The 15,539-nt window shown below is 75.0% G+C and carries 13 protein-coding genes; 5 read left to right on the top strand and 8 right to left on the bottom strand.

All coding sequences use genetic code 11. The annotated features are described in order from the left end of the window. Window positions 1-9 precede the first annotated feature (9 nt). The 3 genes from DRV84_RS08105 to DRV84_RS08095 are packed head-to-tail and all read left to right on the top strand — an operon-like array spanning window position 10 to window position 3,235. Window positions 10-2,793 carry a [protein-PII] uridylyltransferase family protein gene (locus DRV84_RS08105; protein ID WP_115979384.1) on the top strand — a complete coding sequence of 928 codons (2,784 nt, stop codon included), beginning with the start codon at window positions 10-12 and terminating at the stop codon, window positions 2,791-2,793. Next, entirely contained in the window at window positions 2,790-2,972 is a 183-nt protein-coding gene (locus DRV84_RS08100; protein WP_115979383.1) for a hypothetical protein, read from the top strand. Before DRV84_RS08105 ends, DRV84_RS08100 begins: the two co-directional genes overlap by 4 nt. Further along, a complete protein-coding gene (locus tag DRV84_RS08095) occupies window positions 2,969-3,235 on the top strand; it encodes a hypothetical protein (protein ID WP_115979382.1) in 267 nt (88 codons plus the stop codon). Before DRV84_RS08100 ends, DRV84_RS08095 begins: the two co-directional genes overlap by 4 nt. A 438-nt stretch (window positions 3,236-3,673) precedes the next feature. Here DRV84_RS08095 and eda read toward each other — a convergent pair whose 3' ends face one another. Then, window positions 3,674-4,321 carry a bifunctional 4-hydroxy-2-oxoglutarate aldolase/2-dehydro-3-deoxy-phosphogluconate aldolase gene (gene eda / locus DRV84_RS15960; RefSeq protein WP_239995028.1) on the bottom strand — a complete coding sequence of 216 codons (648 nt, stop codon included), beginning with the start codon at window positions 4,319-4,321 and terminating at the stop codon, window positions 3,674-3,676. Window positions 4,322-5,010: 689 nt separating this feature from the next. Beyond that, window positions 5,011-6,813, bottom strand: a complete 1,803-nt coding sequence (edd, locus tag DRV84_RS08085) for a phosphogluconate dehydratase (RefSeq protein ID WP_115979380.1) — start codon at window positions 6,811-6,813, stop codon at window positions 5,011-5,013. Window positions 6,814-6,916: 103 nt separating this feature from the next. Between edd and DRV84_RS08080 the strand changes: the two genes are divergently transcribed. Then, window positions 6,917-8,113 (top strand): RSP_2647 family RNA methyltransferase, encoded by a 1,197-nt coding sequence (locus DRV84_RS08080; protein ID WP_115979379.1) that lies wholly within the window; start codon window positions 6,917-6,919, stop codon window positions 8,111-8,113. Next, window positions 8,110-8,652, top strand: coding sequence for an RSP_2648 family PIN domain-containing protein (locus DRV84_RS08075; protein WP_115979378.1), 543 nt, complete (start codon window positions 8,110-8,112; stop codon window positions 8,650-8,652). The genes DRV84_RS08080 and DRV84_RS08075 overlap by 4 nt, the downstream gene beginning before the upstream one ends. A gap of 149 nt (window positions 8,653-8,801) precedes the next feature. Here DRV84_RS08075 and DRV84_RS08070 read toward each other — a convergent pair whose 3' ends face one another. The 6 genes from DRV84_RS08070 to DRV84_RS08045 all read right to left on the bottom strand — a co-directional run bounded on the left by DRV84_RS08070 (window position 8,802) and on the right by DRV84_RS08045 (window position 15,504). Beyond that, a complete protein-coding gene (locus DRV84_RS08070; protein WP_115979377.1) occupies window positions 8,802-10,199 on the bottom strand; it encodes a 3'-5' exonuclease in 1,398 nt (465 codons plus the stop codon). Then, window positions 10,196-10,702, bottom strand: coding sequence for a hypothetical protein (locus DRV84_RS08065; RefSeq protein WP_115979376.1), 507 nt, complete (start codon window positions 10,700-10,702; stop codon window positions 10,196-10,198). The genes DRV84_RS08070 and DRV84_RS08065 overlap by 4 nt, the downstream gene beginning before the upstream one ends. A gap of 88 nt (window positions 10,703-10,790) precedes the next feature. Continuing rightward, window positions 10,791-12,644 (bottom strand): DUF294 nucleotidyltransferase-like domain-containing protein, encoded by a 1,854-nt coding sequence (locus DRV84_RS08060; protein WP_115979375.1) that lies wholly within the window; start codon window positions 12,642-12,644, stop codon window positions 10,791-10,793. Between the two features lie 54 nt (window positions 12,645-12,698). Further along, window positions 12,699-14,486 (bottom strand): sodium:solute symporter family protein, encoded by a 1,788-nt coding sequence (locus tag DRV84_RS08055; RefSeq protein WP_115979374.1) that lies wholly within the window; start codon window positions 14,484-14,486, stop codon window positions 12,699-12,701. Between the two features lie 4 nt (window positions 14,487-14,490). After that, window positions 14,491-14,769 carry a DUF4212 domain-containing protein gene (locus DRV84_RS08050; protein ID WP_115979373.1) on the bottom strand — a complete coding sequence of 93 codons (279 nt, stop codon included), beginning with the start codon at window positions 14,767-14,769 and terminating at the stop codon, window positions 14,491-14,493. A gap of 48 nt (window positions 14,770-14,817) precedes the next feature. Continuing rightward, window positions 14,818-15,504, bottom strand: coding sequence for an adenylate kinase (locus DRV84_RS08045; RefSeq protein WP_115979372.1), 687 nt, complete (start codon window positions 15,502-15,504; stop codon window positions 14,818-14,820). Window positions 15,505-15,539 lie beyond the last annotated feature (35 nt).

The raw sequence follows: 15,539 nt of genomic DNA, 5'->3' as shown, positions 1-15,539 counted from the left end.
TCTCCGGGCATGGATCTCGCGCATCGCATCACCCGTCTGCCCCGCCCCCACGAGCCCGATCTCGGGGCGGAGGCCCGCGCCGCCTGCCCGGAGGCCGAGGGCGATCTCGCCCGGCTGATCGAGGGCGCGGCCGGGTGCAGCCCCTATCTCTCCACCCTCGTGCAGAAGGAATGCGCCTGGCTGCCCGCGCTTTTCGCCGACCCGGAGGCGGCGGTGGCGGCGGAGCTGGCGCGCGTGGCCGAGGTGGCGCCCGACCAGCTCGGCGCGGAGCTGCGCCGCGCGAAACGGCGCGTCGCGCTCGCCGTCGCGCTCTGCGATCTCGCCGGCGTCTGGCCGCTCGAGGAGGTGACCGGCACGCTCACCCGCTTCGCCGACCACGCCGCGGGCCTCGCGCTGCGCGCCGGGCTCGCCGAGCAGATCCGGCGGGGGCGGCTGCCGGGGCAGGGGGAGGACGACCTCGCCGCCGGCTGCGGGGCGGTCGCGCTCGCCATGGGCAAGATGGGCGCCTTCGAGCTCAACTATTCGTCGGACATCGATCTCATCTGCCTCTTCGACGAGACGCGCTATCCGGAGGACGCGGTGCAGGAGGCGCGCGCCGGGCTGGTGCGGGCGGTGCGCCGGATGACCGCGCTTCTGGCCGAGCAGACGGCGGAGGGCTACGTCTTCCGTACCGATCTCAGGTTGCGGCCCGACCCCTCGGTGACGCCGGTGATCCTGAGCATGGGCGTGGCCGAAAGCTACTACGAGAGCCTCGGGCGCACCTGGGAGCGCGCGGCCTACGTCAAGGCGCGGCCCGCGGCGGGCGACGTGCAGGCGGGCGCGCGATTTCTGGAGGCGCTGCGGCCCTTCGTCTGGCGCAAGCATCTGGATTTCGCGGCGATCGAGGACGCGCACGCCATGCGCCTCGCCATCCGCGAGCACAAGGGCCTCGCCGGGCCGATCACCCTGCCGGGGCACGACATGAAGCTCGGCCGCGGCGGCATCCGCGAGATCGAGTTCTTCACCCAGACCCGCCAGATCATCGCCGGCGGGCGCGATCCGGACCTGCGCGTGCGCGGCACGGTCGAGGGGCTCGGCGTGCTCGCCCGCAAGGGCTGGGTGCCCGAGGCGGCGGCGGAGACGCTCGCCGATCACTACCGCGCCCACCGCGAGGTGGAGCACCGCGTGCAGATGCTGCGCGATCAGCAGACCCACGACCTGCCGCGCACGGAGGAAGGCTTCGCCCGGCTCGCCGCCTTCATGGACCGCGACGAGGGCGAGCTGCGCCGCGACCTGCACGACCGGCTGACGGAGGTGCACGAGCTGACCGAGGGCTTCTTCGCGCCCGACGCGGCGCGGCCCGCGGCGCCGGTGCCCGAGCTCGATACCTCGATCACCGAGCGCTGGCGCACCTATCCGGCGCTGCGCTCGGGCCGGGCGGTGGCGATCTTCGAGCGGCTGAAGCCCGACATCCTCGCCCGGCTCGCGCGCACCGCCCACCCGCAGGAGGCGCTGGCCGCCTTCGACGGCTTCCTCGCGGGGCTGCCCGCGGGGGTGCAGCTTTTCGCGCTCTTCGAGGCCAACCCGCAGCTCGTCGACCTGATCGTGGACATTGCCGGCACCGCGCCCGCGCTCGCGCGGTATCTCGCGCGGCATTCGGGCGTCTTCGACGCGGTGATCGCGGGCGATTTCTTCGAGCCCGTGCCGGGGGTGGCGGCGCTGACCGAGGCGCTGCAGCGCGAGCTCGCCGAGGCGGAGGACTACGAGCGCAAGCTCGACACCGCGCGGCGCTGGGCGAAGGAGGTGCATTTCCGCATCGGTGTGCATCTCCTGCGCGGGCGCATCGGCTGCACCGAGGCGGGCGCGCAGTATGCCGATCTGGCGGAGGCGAGCCTCCGCGCGCTCTGGCCCGAGGTGGTGGCGGAGTTCGCGCAGAAGCACGGCGCGCCGCCCGGGCGGGGCGCGGTGGTGCTCGGCATGGGATCGCTCGGCGCGCGGCGGATGACGCCGGTCTCCGACCTCGACCTGATCGTGATCTACGACCCGGCGGGGGCCGAAGGGTCGGAGGGGCGCCGCCCGCTCTCGGCGCGGGCCTATTACGCGCGGTTGACGCAGGCGCTGGTGACCGCGATGAGCGCGCAGACCGCGGAGGGGCAGCTCTACGACGTGGACATGCGCCTGCGCCCCTCGGGCCGGCAGGGTCCGGTGGCGACCTCGCTCGCGAGCTTCGAGAGCTACCACCGCGACGAGGCCTGGGTCTGGGAGCACCTCGCGCTGACGCGGGCGCGGGCGGTGGCGGGCGAGGCGGATCTCGCCGCGGACGTGGAGGCGGTGCGCCGCGGCGTGCTCGGCCGCAAGCCGCGCGGGACGGTGCTGCGCGAGGCGGCCGCGATGCGCGCGCGGGTGCGCGCGGCCAAGAGCCCCGAGGGGCCGTGGGACGCCAAGCTGGGCCCGGGGCGGCTGCAGGACGTGGACCTCGTGGCGCAGACCGGCGCGCTTCTTGCCGCGGAGGCGTCGCAGAATGCCGCGGACGGGCTCGCGGCGGCGGCGCAGGTGGGGTTGATCGACGCCGAGGGGCACGCGGCGCTCGCCGGGGCGGCGCGGCTTCTCTGGCAGGTGCAGCTCGCTTCGAAGCTCCTGAGCGAGGGACCGCTCGACGAGGACCGCATCGGCGAGGGGGGCGGCGCCTTCCTCGCCCGGCTGACGGGGATCGAGGGGCCGGCGGCGCTGCGGGCACGGCTGGACGAGGTGACGGCGCGCGCGGCCCGGACGATCGACGCCGCGCTGCCGGAGGCGGAGGAGCGCGAGGCATGACCGAGGAGAGGGGCGCCGGGGCGACGATCCTGTCGCGGCGTGGGGCCGACGGGGTCGCGGGCGCGCGCCGCGCGGAGGCGCGGCGCGGCGCGGGCGAGCGGGCGGCATCGTGCTGCGCGACGCGGGCGCCGGGTTATGGCGGTCGCGTGGGGCTGATGCCGGAGGCGCGCGGGGCATGACCGCGGAGCCAGACCCCAAGGGCCTGATCCGGGAGGCCTACCGCATCGAGGGGATCACCGAGGCGGAGTGCCGCTCGATCTTCTTCGACTGGGCGCTCGCGCTCCCCGAGGGCGCCGCGCCGCGCGCGGCGATCGAGGCGCTGCTCGCGCGCCACGCCGATGCGCCGGAGGATCACCCGATGACCCGCGTCCTGCGCGAGGGCCTCGCCGAGAGCGCCACCCCCCGCCGCCGCGGCGGCGCACGGCGGCGCGCGCGGGACTGAGGACGCGTCGGGCGGGCGCGCTCGTCGCGCGTGACCGCGCTCCTCGCCGGGCGCGGGATCAGCGAGACACTTCCCGCCGCATGGCCCGCGCTGACGCGCGCCGGTCGCGGCGAAATCGGGCCGCGCGCCCCTCGCGCAACCGGTTTGCCCCGCCGCGCGGCCCCGGCATGGCGGTCGCGCCTGCGCCGCGCAAGTCGCGCCGCGTGGCTCGCGCGCCCGTCGCGTCGGTCGCGCCGTCCTCGCCGAGGCCGGGCTGCGCGCGTCGCGCGTGACGGCGCTCCTCGCTCGACCGGCGCGTGACCCCTGCCGGGTCGCCGCGTGGCGGCGGCGGGCGGTGCTCGTGGCACTCTGGTGCCGCGATCCCGCGATGGGTTTACCCTCTCGCGGGACCCGAGGTCCGCGGGCGCTGTCTCCGACAGGCTGCAGCGCGCCCCGCGTTCAGAGCGCCGCGGCGGCGCGGGCGCGGGCCTCGATGGCGGGCCAGTCGCGCGCGTCGCGCAGGGCGCGCGGCGCGATCCAGCTGCCGCCGACGCAGAGCACGGTGTCGAGCTCGAGGTAGTCCGGCGCGGTCTCGGGCGTGATGCCGCCCGTCGGGCACCAGGCCATCTGCGGCAGCGGGCCGCCCAGCGCCGCGAGCGTTGCCGGCCCGCCCATGGGCGCGGCGGGGAAGAACTTCGCCACGTCGTAGCCGCGAGTCAGGAGCGCCATCGCCTCCGACGCCGTCGCCGCGCCGGGCAGGAGGGGCAGGCCCTCGCCCTCCGCCGCCGCGAGCAGCGCGGGTGTCGCGCCGGGCGAGACCGCGAAGCGCGCCCCGGCCGCGCGCGCCGCCGCGACGTCCTCGGGGCCGAGCACGGTACCCGCGCCGACCTCCGCGCCGGCCACCGCGGCCATCGCGCGGATCGCGTCGAGCGCGGCGGGGGTGCGCAGCGTGACCTCCAGCACCGGAAGCCCGCCGGCGACCAGCGCCTCGGCGAGCGGGCGGGCGGTGCCCGCGTCCTCGATCACCAGAACCGGGATCACCGGCGCGCGGGCGCAGAGGGCGCGGAGCCTGCGGCTCGCCTCGGCGGGGGGCTGGGGCGCCGTCACGGGCGGCCTCGGCGGCGGGATCTCGGAGCCGGGGAACCGGGACCCGTCCGGTCCGGATCGGCCAAGGCGCCGGGGGCGACGCGCCGCGCCTCCGCCGCGGGGAGGCGGCGGGCGACGCCATGTAGTGTCCCGCAGACCGGGACACCGGACGCCGCGGCGTCGGGGCGGCGCGGGGCGCACGCGTCGCGCGGGTGTGCGGGGCGCTCGCCCGGGCGATGCGGTCCTGTGGCGTGGCGTCGGCGGGCAACCCTGGCGCGCGCCGCGGGCGCGGCGCCCTCGGGAGATGCCGCGCGCGCGGGACGGCTCGCGGCGGTGAGGGCCCGGCGCCCACGTCGCGTGCTTTCGGAGGATGCCATGTTGGCGACCGGCGTCCGCCATGCGCTCTCCCTCGACGTGGCGGTATTGCACTGCCCCGTGGTGGACGGGCTAGCGCGCCCGCGTCGGGTGCTGTCGCAGAATACCGCGCTGGCGGCCGGCGTCCGCCTTACGCAGAACCGCGATGTCGCGGCACTGCCCCGCCCCGTGGCGGAAGGGCTAGCGCGCCCGCGTCGGGTGCTGTCGCAGAATACCGCGCTGGCGGCCGGCGTCCGCCATGCGCCGACCCGCGACGTGGCGGCGCGGCGCCGCCCCGTGTCGGACGGGCGAGCGCGCCCGTCCGGGGCGCTTCGATGGACCCCGCGCGCCATCGCTCAGATCAGGCTCGACGCGCCGCGGCGCGCCTCGCCCACGCGGTCGCGGAAGAGCTGGAAGAGCTCGCGCCCGGTGCCCCATTGGTTGCCCGAGAGATCCGGCGCGGCCGGGGTGCGCGCGTCGAGGTCGGCCTCGGCGGACAGCGTGCCGGCCGTCGTGTCGAGGCGGATCACGTCGCCGTCGCGCACCCGCGCGAGGGGTCCGCCGGCGGCGGCCTCGGGGCTGAGGTGGAGCGCCGCGGGGACCTTGCCGCTCGCCCCGGACATGCGCCCGTCGGTGACGAGCGCCACCTTCAGCCCGCGATCCAGAAGCACCGAGAGCGCCGGCGTCAGCCCGTGCAGCTCCGGCATGCCGTTCGCGCGCGGCCCCTGAAAGCGCAGGACGATCACGCAGTCCTCGGCGATCTCGCCGGCCTTGAAGGCGGCGAGCACGTCCTCGGGCGCCTCGAAGACGCGGGCCGGGGCCTCGACGACGAGGTGTTCCTCCTTCACCGCCGAGATCTTGGCGACCCCCTCGCCGAGGTTGCCGGTGAGCTGCACCATCCCGCCCGTGGGCTGGAAGGGATCGGCGTGCGGGCGCAGGATGCGGTCGTTCGCGCTCTCGCGCGGGCCGGGCTCCCAGGTGAGCGTCTCGCCCCGGAGCTTGGGCTCCTCGGTGTAGCGGGCGAGGCCGGGGCCGGCGACGGTGGCGACGTCGGCGTGCAGAAGCCCGGCCTCCAGAAGCTCGCCGATCAGGTAGGCCATGCCCCCCGCGGCGTGGAAGTGGTTCACGTCGGCGAGGCCGTTGGGATAGATCCGCGCCATCAGCGGCGTGACCGAGGAGACGGCGGCGAAATCCTCCGGCTCGAGCAGGATGCCCGCCGCGCGCGCCATCGCGGGCAGGTGAATGGCGAGATTGGTCGAGCCCCCCGTCGCCATCAGCCCGACCATCCCGTTGACGAAGGCGCGTTCGTCCAGAACGTCGCAGGCCGGGGTGTAGGTGTTTCCGAGTTGCGTGAGCGACAGCACCCGCTCCACCGCCGCCGCCGTCAGCGCGTCGCGCAGGCGCGTGCCGGGGTTCACGAAGCTCGCCCCCGGGAGGTGGAGGCCCATGATCTCCATCAGCATCTGGTTGGAGTTCGCCGTGCCGTAGAAGGTGCAGGTGCCCGGCCCGTGATAGGCCGCCATCTCGGCGCGCATCAGCGCCTCGCGGTCCACCTCGCCGGCGGCGAAACGCTTGCGCACCTCGGCCTTCTCGTCGTTGGGCAGGCCGCTCGTCATCGGGCCGGCGGGGACGAAGACGGTGGGCAGGTGCCCGAAGGTCGCCGCCGCGATGACGAGGCCGGGCACGATCTTGTCGCAGACGCCGAGATACGCGGCCGCGTCGAAGGTGTTGTGGCTGAGCGCCACGCCGGCGGCGAGCGCGATGGTGTCGCGCGAGAAGAGCGAGAGCTCCATCCCCGTCTGGCCCTGGGTGACGCCGTCGCACATCGCCGGCACGCCGCCCGCGACCTGCGCGGTGCCGCCCGCGGCGCGCGCCGCGGCGCGGATCACGTCGGGGAAACGCTCGAACGGCTGATGCGCCGAGAGCATGTCGTTGTAGGCCGTCACGATCCCGAGGTTGGGCGCGCGGTGGCCCGCGAGCGTTTCCTTGTCGGGGCCGGAGGCGGCGTAGGCATGCGCCTGGTTGGAGCACGACAGATGCGCGCGGCGCGGCCCGTCCTCGGCGGCGCGGCGCATGCGGTCGCGGTACTCGCGCCGCGTCTCGGCCGAGCGCGCGACGATGGTCTCGGTGACCCGGGCGATGGTCGGATCGAGGGGCATGGCTCTCCTCCCGAGGTGAGAGATAGCATCCGCTGTCAGCGCTAACAACCGCGCGCCCTGGCGCGGGCTTCCGTCCGGCGCGCGGGCGGGCTATGGGGCGGGCATGACCGCCGATCCCCGCCCCGTCGTCCGCCTGAGGCCCAAGGCCGATCCCCGCCCGGTGCGCCACGGCGCGCCCTGGGTCTTCGCCGACGAGGTGGTGCTCGACCGGCGCACCCGCGCGCTCGCCCCCGGCACCATCGCCACGCTCGAGGACGCGGGCCGCCAGACGCTCGCCACGGTCGCCGTCAACCCGGGCTCGAAGATCGCGCTGCGCGTGCTCGACCGCGACCCGGGCGCGGAGATCGGGCCGGACTGGCTGCGCGCCCGCCTCGCCGCGGCGCTCGACCTGCGCGCGCGGCTCTACGACGCGCCCTTCTACCGGCTCGTGCACGGGGAGGGCGACGGGCTGCCCGGCGTGGTGATCGACCGCTTCGGCGACACGGCGGTGATCCAGCCCAACGCCGCCTGGGCCGAGGCGGCGCTCGGTCCCCTCGCGGAGGCGCTGGCGGAAGTGACCGGCGTGCGCCATGTCCTGAAGAACGCGGCGAGCCGCGCCCGCGCGCTCGAGGGGCTCGACGACGCGAGCGCCGTGCTGATCGGGCAGGCGCCCGACGGGCCGGTACCCGTGGAGATGACCGGGGCGACCTATCTCGCCGATCTGACCGGCGGGCAGAAGACCGGGCTCTATTACGACCAGCGGCCGAACCACGCCTTCGCCGCGCGGCTCGCGCGGGGCGCGCGGATGCTCGACGTCTTCTCCCACGCGGGCGGGTTTTCCCTCGCCGCGCTCGCGGGCGGGGCGGAGGCGGCGCTCGCCGTGGACGGCTCGGCGGCCGCGCTGGAGCTGGCGGAGGCGGGCGCCGCGCGCACCGGCGTCGCCGATCGCTTCGCCACCCGCCGCGGCGATGCTTTCGAGGCAATGGAGGCGCTCGCCACCGAGGGCGCGCGCTTCGATCTCGTGGTCTGCGACCCGCCGGCCTTCGCGCCCTCGAAGCCCGCGCTCGACAAGGGGCTGCGCGCCTACGAGCGGGTCGCGCGCCTCGCCGCGCCGCTGGTGGCCGAGGGCGGCTTCCTGATGCTTTGCTCCTGCTCGCATGCCGCCGATCTCGCCCGCTTCCGGCAAGCGAGCGTGCGCGGCATCGGGCGCGGCGGCCGGCGCGGGCAGCTTCTGCGCACGGGCGGCGCGGGGCCCGATCACCCGCAGCATCCGATGCTCGCCGAGACGGGCTATCTCAAGACGCTGGCCTTCCGGCTGTGAGGGCGCTGCTCGACGCCTGCGTCCTCTATCCCACCGTCATGCGGGAGATGCTCCTGGAGGTCGCGGCGCGCGGCGGGCTCCGGCCGCTCTGGACCGCGCGCCTCCTGCGCGAGTGGGAGCGCGCCGCGGCCCGGCGCGGCGACGCCGAACGCGCCGTCGCGCAGGGCGAGATCGCGCAGCTGGCCGCCGCATGGCCGCAGGCGATGCTGCCGCCGCCCGCGGAGGCGCTGACGGAGCGGCTCTGGCTCCCCGATCCGGCGGACGTCCATGTGCTCGCCGCGGCGATCGAGGGGGCGGCCGACGTGATCGTGACGGCGAACGCGCAGGATTTCCCGCGCGGCGTGCTCGCCGAGGTCGGGCTCTCTCGCGCGGACCCGGACGCGCTCCTCCTCGGGCTCTGGAAGGGCGCGCCCGGCATGGTGGAAGAGGCGGCACAGGCCGTGCGCGCGCGGGCCGAGGCGCTCTCGGGCGAGCGCTGGGAGATGCGCCGCCTCCTGAAGAAGGCGCGGCTGCCGCGCCTCGGCAAGGCGCTCGGCTGACGCTGCGTCCCGGGCCCCGCTTCGCGCCGGCGCGTCCCGTCCGCCGTCGGTCCCTCGCGGCCGCCCGGTCCTGCCCGCGCGTCGTGGCGGCGCATGGGCCGGGCCCTGTCCGGTGGCCATCGCTCCGGCGCCGGGCGCTCGGCTGAGGCTCAGGCCCGCGCGGGCGCGGCGTTCAGATCGGCGAGCAGCCGGCCGTGCCGGCGCGTCTCGGCGACCACGTCGCCGAAGGTGGTCAGCCCCTTGGCCTCCAGCATCGGGAGCATCCGGCAGAAGGCCTCCGCCGTCGCCTCGGTGTCGCCCATGGCGGTGTGGCGCCGGTCCTCCGGGATCTCGACGCCGAGGCGCGCGCAGAGCGCGTCGAGCGAATGCGCCTCGCCCGTCCCGAAGAGCACCGCCGAGAGGAGCACGGTGTCGAGCACCGGGTGGCGCCAGTCGCCGCCCGCGCGGGTCAGGAACCGCAGGTCGAAGGGCGCGTTGTGCGCCACGATCACCGCGTCGCGCGCGAAATCGCCCAGCCGCGCGACGGCCTCCGCCACATCCGGCGCCTCCGCCACATGCGCGTCGCCGATCCCGTGCACCCGCGTCGCCGTGGGCGGGATGCGGCGGCCGGGGTTCACCAGCGTCTCGAAGCGCTCGCCGGGCACCGGCTTCGCGCCCAGCACGCGCACCGCGGCGATCTGCACCAGCGCGTCGCGCTCGGGGTCGAGGCCCGTCGTCTCGGTGTCGAGCACCACGCAGGCGAGATCGCGCAGCGCCCGGTGCTCCAGCACGGGCTCCGGCGCGCGCTCCAGCAGGGTGAAGTCATAGACGATCGGCCGCGCGTCCTCGGGCGCGAGCGCCGCCGTCTCGTCGAGGATCAGGAGCGCGCTGCCGTCCCCGTCGAGCCGGCGCAGCCGCGCCGGCGCGCGCGTAGTGCTCCGCGCGAGCACCGCCTCGAAGCGCGCCTCGCCCGTGGCGGCGGCGGCGTAGGCCGCCTCGATCGGCGCGCCCTCGAGGTAGTCGGTGATCGGCGCGCCGAGCCGCGGGACCCCCGCCCGCGCGAGAAGCGCCGCCGCCTGCCCGTCGTAGAGCGCGATGCGCCGGTCCGCCCCGATGAGAACCGTGGCGACCGGCAGCTCCGAGAGGAGCGCGGTCAGCCGCTCGCGCTCGGCCGAGAGCGCGGCGGTCGTCTCGGCCACGCGCTTCGCCGCCGTCAGTTCCGCGGCGCCCAGCCGGTCGGCCGCCTCCGCCGCGGCGTCGCCCAGATCGCCGAGGAACTTCGCCGTCTCCCGGTCCGGCCCCGTGCCGCCGTGCGCGCCAGCGCGCAGACCGGCGGCCAGCCGCTCCACCGGCACGGCCACATGCGCGTCGAAGAGCCGCCAGACCGCCGCCGAGAGCCCCATCAGCGCGAAGGCGGAGGCCACACCGGCGAGCACGAAGCCCCCCGAGCCGCCGCCGCGCGCCCAGCCGAGCCAGAGCGCGCCGGCCACCGCGAGGCTCGCCGCCGCCCAGAGCGCCACGAAGAAGAGGAGGATGCGCAATCTGAGGCTCCAGCGCAGAGGGGTCATGCCGCCGCCTCCCCGCAGACGGCGGCGACGATGGTATCCTCCGCGCCGACCTCCTGCCAGACGACCTCGCCCCCCGCGCCGTCGCCCGGCAGCGCCCGCGCGCCGCGCGCGCAGTCCACCCGGATCTCGAGTTGGCGCACCGGCGCCCAGCGGCCGAAGAAATAGAGATCGGCGAGGCGCTCCTCCGCGCGCACGGCGTTCTGCCGGACCGAGGCGCGGTCGAGCGCGACGAAGCGCTCGGTGAAGGGCGCGAGATAGGTCCAGGGCCGCCAGATCGCGCGGCTCTCCACAGTCTCGATCACCGTGAAGTCGTGCGGCACCGCGCCGGCGGTGCGCCCGTACCAGCTGTACTCGCTCGAGATCGTCGCGGCGAGCATCGCCGCCCCCGCCGCCACCGGCGCGAGCCAGCGCGGAAGCCGCCCCCGCGTCGCCTTGTCGATCAGCAGCACCACGCCCGCCGCGGCGAAGCCGGCGAAGATCGTGGCGATCAGTTCCAGAAACATCGCTCTCCTCCCCGGCGCGCCTCCCCCTTTGCGCGCCGCCCGTGATCCTAGGGCGCCCGCGCCGCGCGCGGCAAGGCGCGGCGCGCGGTCACGACAGCGCGCCCTTGCCGTGGCCGAGCGCGGACTGCATCGTGCGCACGACGACGAAGGCCTCGCGCAGGTGGCTGCGCTCGAACTCCGAAAGCTCCGAGGGCGCCATGTAGTTGTCGGGCGCGGCGCCGCGCGCGATGCGCCGCGCCTGATGGCCGAGGCGCGTCGCCGCGATCAGGTCCCAGGCGTCGATCAGGTCGCGCCCCCCGGCCTCCGAGACGACGCCGGCGGCCGACGCGGCCGTGAGCCGGGCGCGGGTGCCCGCGTCCTCGATCCGGCCCATCAGCGCATAGACCCGCGCGAGGTCGACCACCGGGACCACCCCGTTCAGCTTCAGGTCGATCTGGTGGCGGTGCTCGCCCGAGCGGATCGTCGCGAAGCCGCGCAAGAGCCCGAGCGGCGGCGCGTGCTTGAGCGAGTTGGAGACCATGTGCGCGGTGAAGATCGAGTTCCGCGAGGCGGCGTCCAGCGTCTCGCGGTGGAGCCCCTCGAAGAGGGAGGCGTCGCCGCCGATCGGGCGCAGGTCGAACATCACCGAGGCGAGCATCTGCGCCTCGGGCGAGGGATGCGCGATCCAGCCGGCGAAGTAGTCCCGCCAGACGTGCACCGGCTGGCGCCAGCGCGGGTTGGTCGCCATCATGTCGCCCGGGCAGTAGGCGTAGCCGCAGGTGGCGAGCCCGTCCGAGACGAAGCGCGCGAGGCGCTCGAAATAGGGCATGTCGGCGTCGGTGACCGCGTCGCTCAGCATCAGGCAGTTGTCCTGGTCCGAGACGCCGGTCTGCTCCTGCCGGCCCTGGCTGCCGCAGGCGAGCCAGAGGTAGGGCACCGGCGGCGGGCCGAGCCGGTCCTCGGCCAGCGCGAGCAGCCGTCGCGTCGCGGCGTCGGCGACGTCGGTGATCTGGCGCGTCACCGCCTCGGGTCGGGCGCCGGCGGCGACGAGCTGCGCGAGGAGTTCGGGCAACCGCGCGGTGACCCGCGCCATGGCGTCGGCGTCCGGCGCCTCGGCCACGCCGCGCACCAGTTCGCCCGCGCCGAGCGCCTGCGCGCGCGTCAGGTCGGTCTGCGTGACGATGCCGACGAGCCGCCCGCCCTCGACCACCGGGACGTGGCCGACGCGCCGCTCCATCATCAGCGACAGCACGTCGGAGCCGAGCGCCGAGGGCGGCAGCGTGATCGGCGCGGCGGTCATGATCTCGCCCACCGGCGTTTCGGGCGCGCGCCCCTCGGCGAGGAGCCGCCCGGTCAGGTCGCGCAGCGTCAGCAGCCCGAGGAGTTGCCCGTCGGTCGCCACGCAGAGCGAGGAGATGCCGCGCGCGTGCATCCGCGCGGCGGCCTCGCGCGCAGGGGTTTCGGGCGGGCAGGTCTCGGGCGTGGCGGTCATCAGCGCCGAGACCGCGAGGCTCGCCAGATCGGAGCGCGCCGCGGCGCGCGGCGGCCCGGCGGAGAAGAAGCGCCCGAAGGCGGGCACGTCGCGGCAGAGCGCGCGGAACTCCGCGCCCTCGAGGGTGAGCGCCTCGCTCGGCTGCGTGGCGCGGAGCGCGGTGCGCGTGGGCTCGCCGCGCAGCGCGCCGCGCCGCGAGAGCGTGGCGCCGGGGGCGAGCTCGGCCACGGTCGCGCCGCGCGCGTCCAGCCGCTCGGCCCCGCCCGCGCGCAGCACGGCCACGAAATCCAGCGTCTCGCCCACGTCGTAGAGCGTCTCTCCGGGGGCGAGGCGGCGGCGGCCCATCTGCCGGGCGATCGCCTCGAGCCGCTCGCGCGAGAGGATGTCCCAAGGGTGCGCGGCGGCCAGAAATGCCGCGTCCGCCTCCGGATCGGGGGCGGCGGCAGGCGTGTCGGGGACCGGCTCGGTCATGTGCCGCGCCTCCTGATAAGGGAAGGGCGGGCCCGTGGGCCCGCCCCTGTCGCGTCAGTGATCCTGCGCTTCGGCCGCGCCGCGGGGCACGCGGACGCTTTCCACGAGCTCCTTGATCTCGCGCGGGGTGTCGGCCGTCGAGAGCGAGACCGCGTAGGCCACCGCGAAGTTCAGCACCGCGCCGATCGCGCCGATCGCCGTCGACTGGATGCCGAAGAGCGAGCCGTCCACCGTGTCCGGGAAGCTGTTCGTGCCCGGAATGAAGAACCAGCCCTTGTGCAGGAAAATATAGATCAGCGTGAAGAGCAGACCCGTCAGCATCCCCGCGACCGCGCCGTGGTTGTTGATGCGCGTCGAGAAGATGCCCATCATCAGCGCCGGGAAGATCGAGGCCGCCGCGATCCCGAAGGCGAGCGCCACGGTCTGCGCCGCGAAGCCCGGCGGATTGAGGCCGAGATAGCTCGCCACCACGATCGAGAGCGCCATGGCGATCCGCGCGGTCAGAAGCTCCCCCTTCTCGGAGATGTTCGGCGTGAGCTGCCCCTTGAAGAGGTCGTGCGCCACCGAGCCCGAGATCGCGAGCAGCAGCCCCGCCGCCGTGGAGAGCGCCGCGGCGATGCCGCCGGCCGCCACGAGGCCGATCACCCAGGCCGGCAGGTTGGCGATCTCCGGGTTGGCGAGCACGAGGATGTCGCGGTTGAAGTTGGTGAGCTCGTTGCCCTCCCAGCCTTCCTCGGCCGCGCGCTCCTGCATCGCCGGGTCGGCGTCGTTGTAGTACTGGATGCGCCCGTCGCCGTTCTTGTCCTCGAAGCCGAGGAGCCCGGTCTCCTGCCAGGTCGCCATCCAGTCGTAGGCCGGATCGCTCTCGATCTGTTCGACGCTCACCGCCTGCTGGTCGGTGCCCTGCGGCCACATCAGGTCGGTGATGTTGAGCCGCGCCATCGCGCCCACGGCCGGCGCCGTGAGGTAGAGGAGCGCGATGAAGACGAGCGCCCAGCCCGCCGACCACCGCGCGTCCGAGACCTTCGGCACGGTGAAGAAGCGGATGATGACGTGCGGCAGACCCGCTGTGCCGATCATCAGCGAGAGCGTGAAGAGCACCATGTTGATCGTGGAGCCGTGATGCTCGGTGTAGCTCTTGAAGCCGAGCTCGGTCACGATCTGGTCGAGCTTCACCAGCAGCTGCTCGCCGCTCGCCTGGTGTTCGCCGAAGAGCCCCAGCCCCGGGATCGGGTTGCCGGTCAGCTGCAGCGAGATGAAGACCGCCGGGATCGTGTAGGCGGTGATCAGCACGCAGTACTGCGCGACCTGCGTGTAGGTCACGCCCTTCATGCCGCCGAAGACGGCGTAGGCGAAGACGACGCAGGCCCCGATCAGGAGCCCGGCGGTGTTCGAGATCTCGAGGAACCGCCCGAAGGCCACCCCGACGCCGGTCATCTGCCCGATCACGTAGGTCACCGAGGCCACGATCAGGCAGACCACCGCGACGAGCCGCGCGGGCTTCGAGTAGAAGCGGTCGCCGATGAACTCGGGCACCGTGAACTTGCCGAACTTGCGCAGGTAGGGCGCGAGCAGCAGCGCGAGCAGCACGTAACCGCCCGTCCAGCCCATCAGGTAGCTGGAGTTGTCGTAGCCCGTGAAGGCGATGAGGCCCGCCATCGAGATGAAGGAGGCCGCCGACATCCAGTCGGCCGCCGTGGCCATGCCGTTGGTCACCGGGTGCACGCCCCGGCTCGCCGCGTAGAACTCCGAGGTGGAGCCCGCGCGCGCCCAGACCGCGATGCCGATGTAGAGCGCGAAGGAGGCGCCCACGAAGAGAACGTTTATTGTGAACTGGTCCATGATCTCACTCCTCGTCCACGCCGTGCTCGCGGTCGAGCTTGTTCATGCGCCAGGCGTAGAAGAAGATCAGCGCCAGGAAGACGAGGATCGAGCCCTGCTGCGCGAACCAGAAGCCGAGGTCCGTGCCCCCGACCTCGATCCCCGACAGGAGCGGGCGCAGCAGGATGCCGAAGCCGAAGCTCACCACCGCCCAGATCACCAGGCTCCACTTGATCACTCTCAGATTCGCGGTCCAGTAGGCCTTGCCGGATCCGGCGGCCCCGTCGTTCGTTCTTTCCGCCATCGGCGGCTCCTCCTCTTTCGTCGCGTGCGCCGTTCCGGGCGCGGTGGATCAGGCCTGCGCCCGCTGGACGATCGCGGCGAGGTCCGCCGCGATCCGGTCGATCTCGCCCATGGCGTCGATGCGCTCGAGCTTGCCCTGGGCGTCGTAATGCGCCGCGAGCGGCGCGGTCTCGCGGTGGTAGGCCTCGAGCCGCGCGGCCACGGTCTCCGCGCGGTCGTCGGCGCGGCGGGTGAACTCCGTGCCGCCGCAGCGGTCGCAGGTGTCGGCCACCGCCGGGCGCTTGGCGCTGTCGTGGTAGCCCTCGCCGCAGCCGGCGCAGGTGAAGCGGCCGGCGATGCGGTCGACCATCGCCGCGTCGTCCACCTCGAGGCTGATCGCCGCGGCGAGCCCGCGCCCGCGCTCGGCCAGAAGCCGGTCGAGCGCCTCGGCCTGCGGCGTCGTGCGCGGGAAGCCGTCGAGGATCGCGCCCTGCGCGCAGTCCGGCGCGTCGAGCCGCTCGGCGAGGATCGCGGTCACGATCTCGTCGGAGACCAGATCGCCCGCGTCCATCACCGCCTTCGCCGCGCGCCCGGCCTCGGTGCCCTCGGCGACCGCCGCGCGCAGCATGTCGCCGGTCGAAAGCTGCACGAGGCCGAAGGCCTCCTGCAGCCGGCGCGCCTGCGTACCCTTGCCCGCGCCCGGGGGGCCGAGCAGGATCAGCACCGGGCCCGTGGCCCCCGTCGCCGTGCCGTCCATCACGTGTCCTCCCGGTTCATGCGGTTTTCGACGAG

Origin of the sequence: Rhodosalinus sediminis, from assembly GCF_003385555.1 — a bacterium.
In the GTDB taxonomy this organism is placed as follows: Bacteria; Pseudomonadota; Alphaproteobacteria; order Rhodobacterales; family Rhodobacteraceae; genus Rhodosalinus; species Rhodosalinus sediminis.
This window is presented reverse-complemented; position numbering and strand designations above follow the sequence as displayed.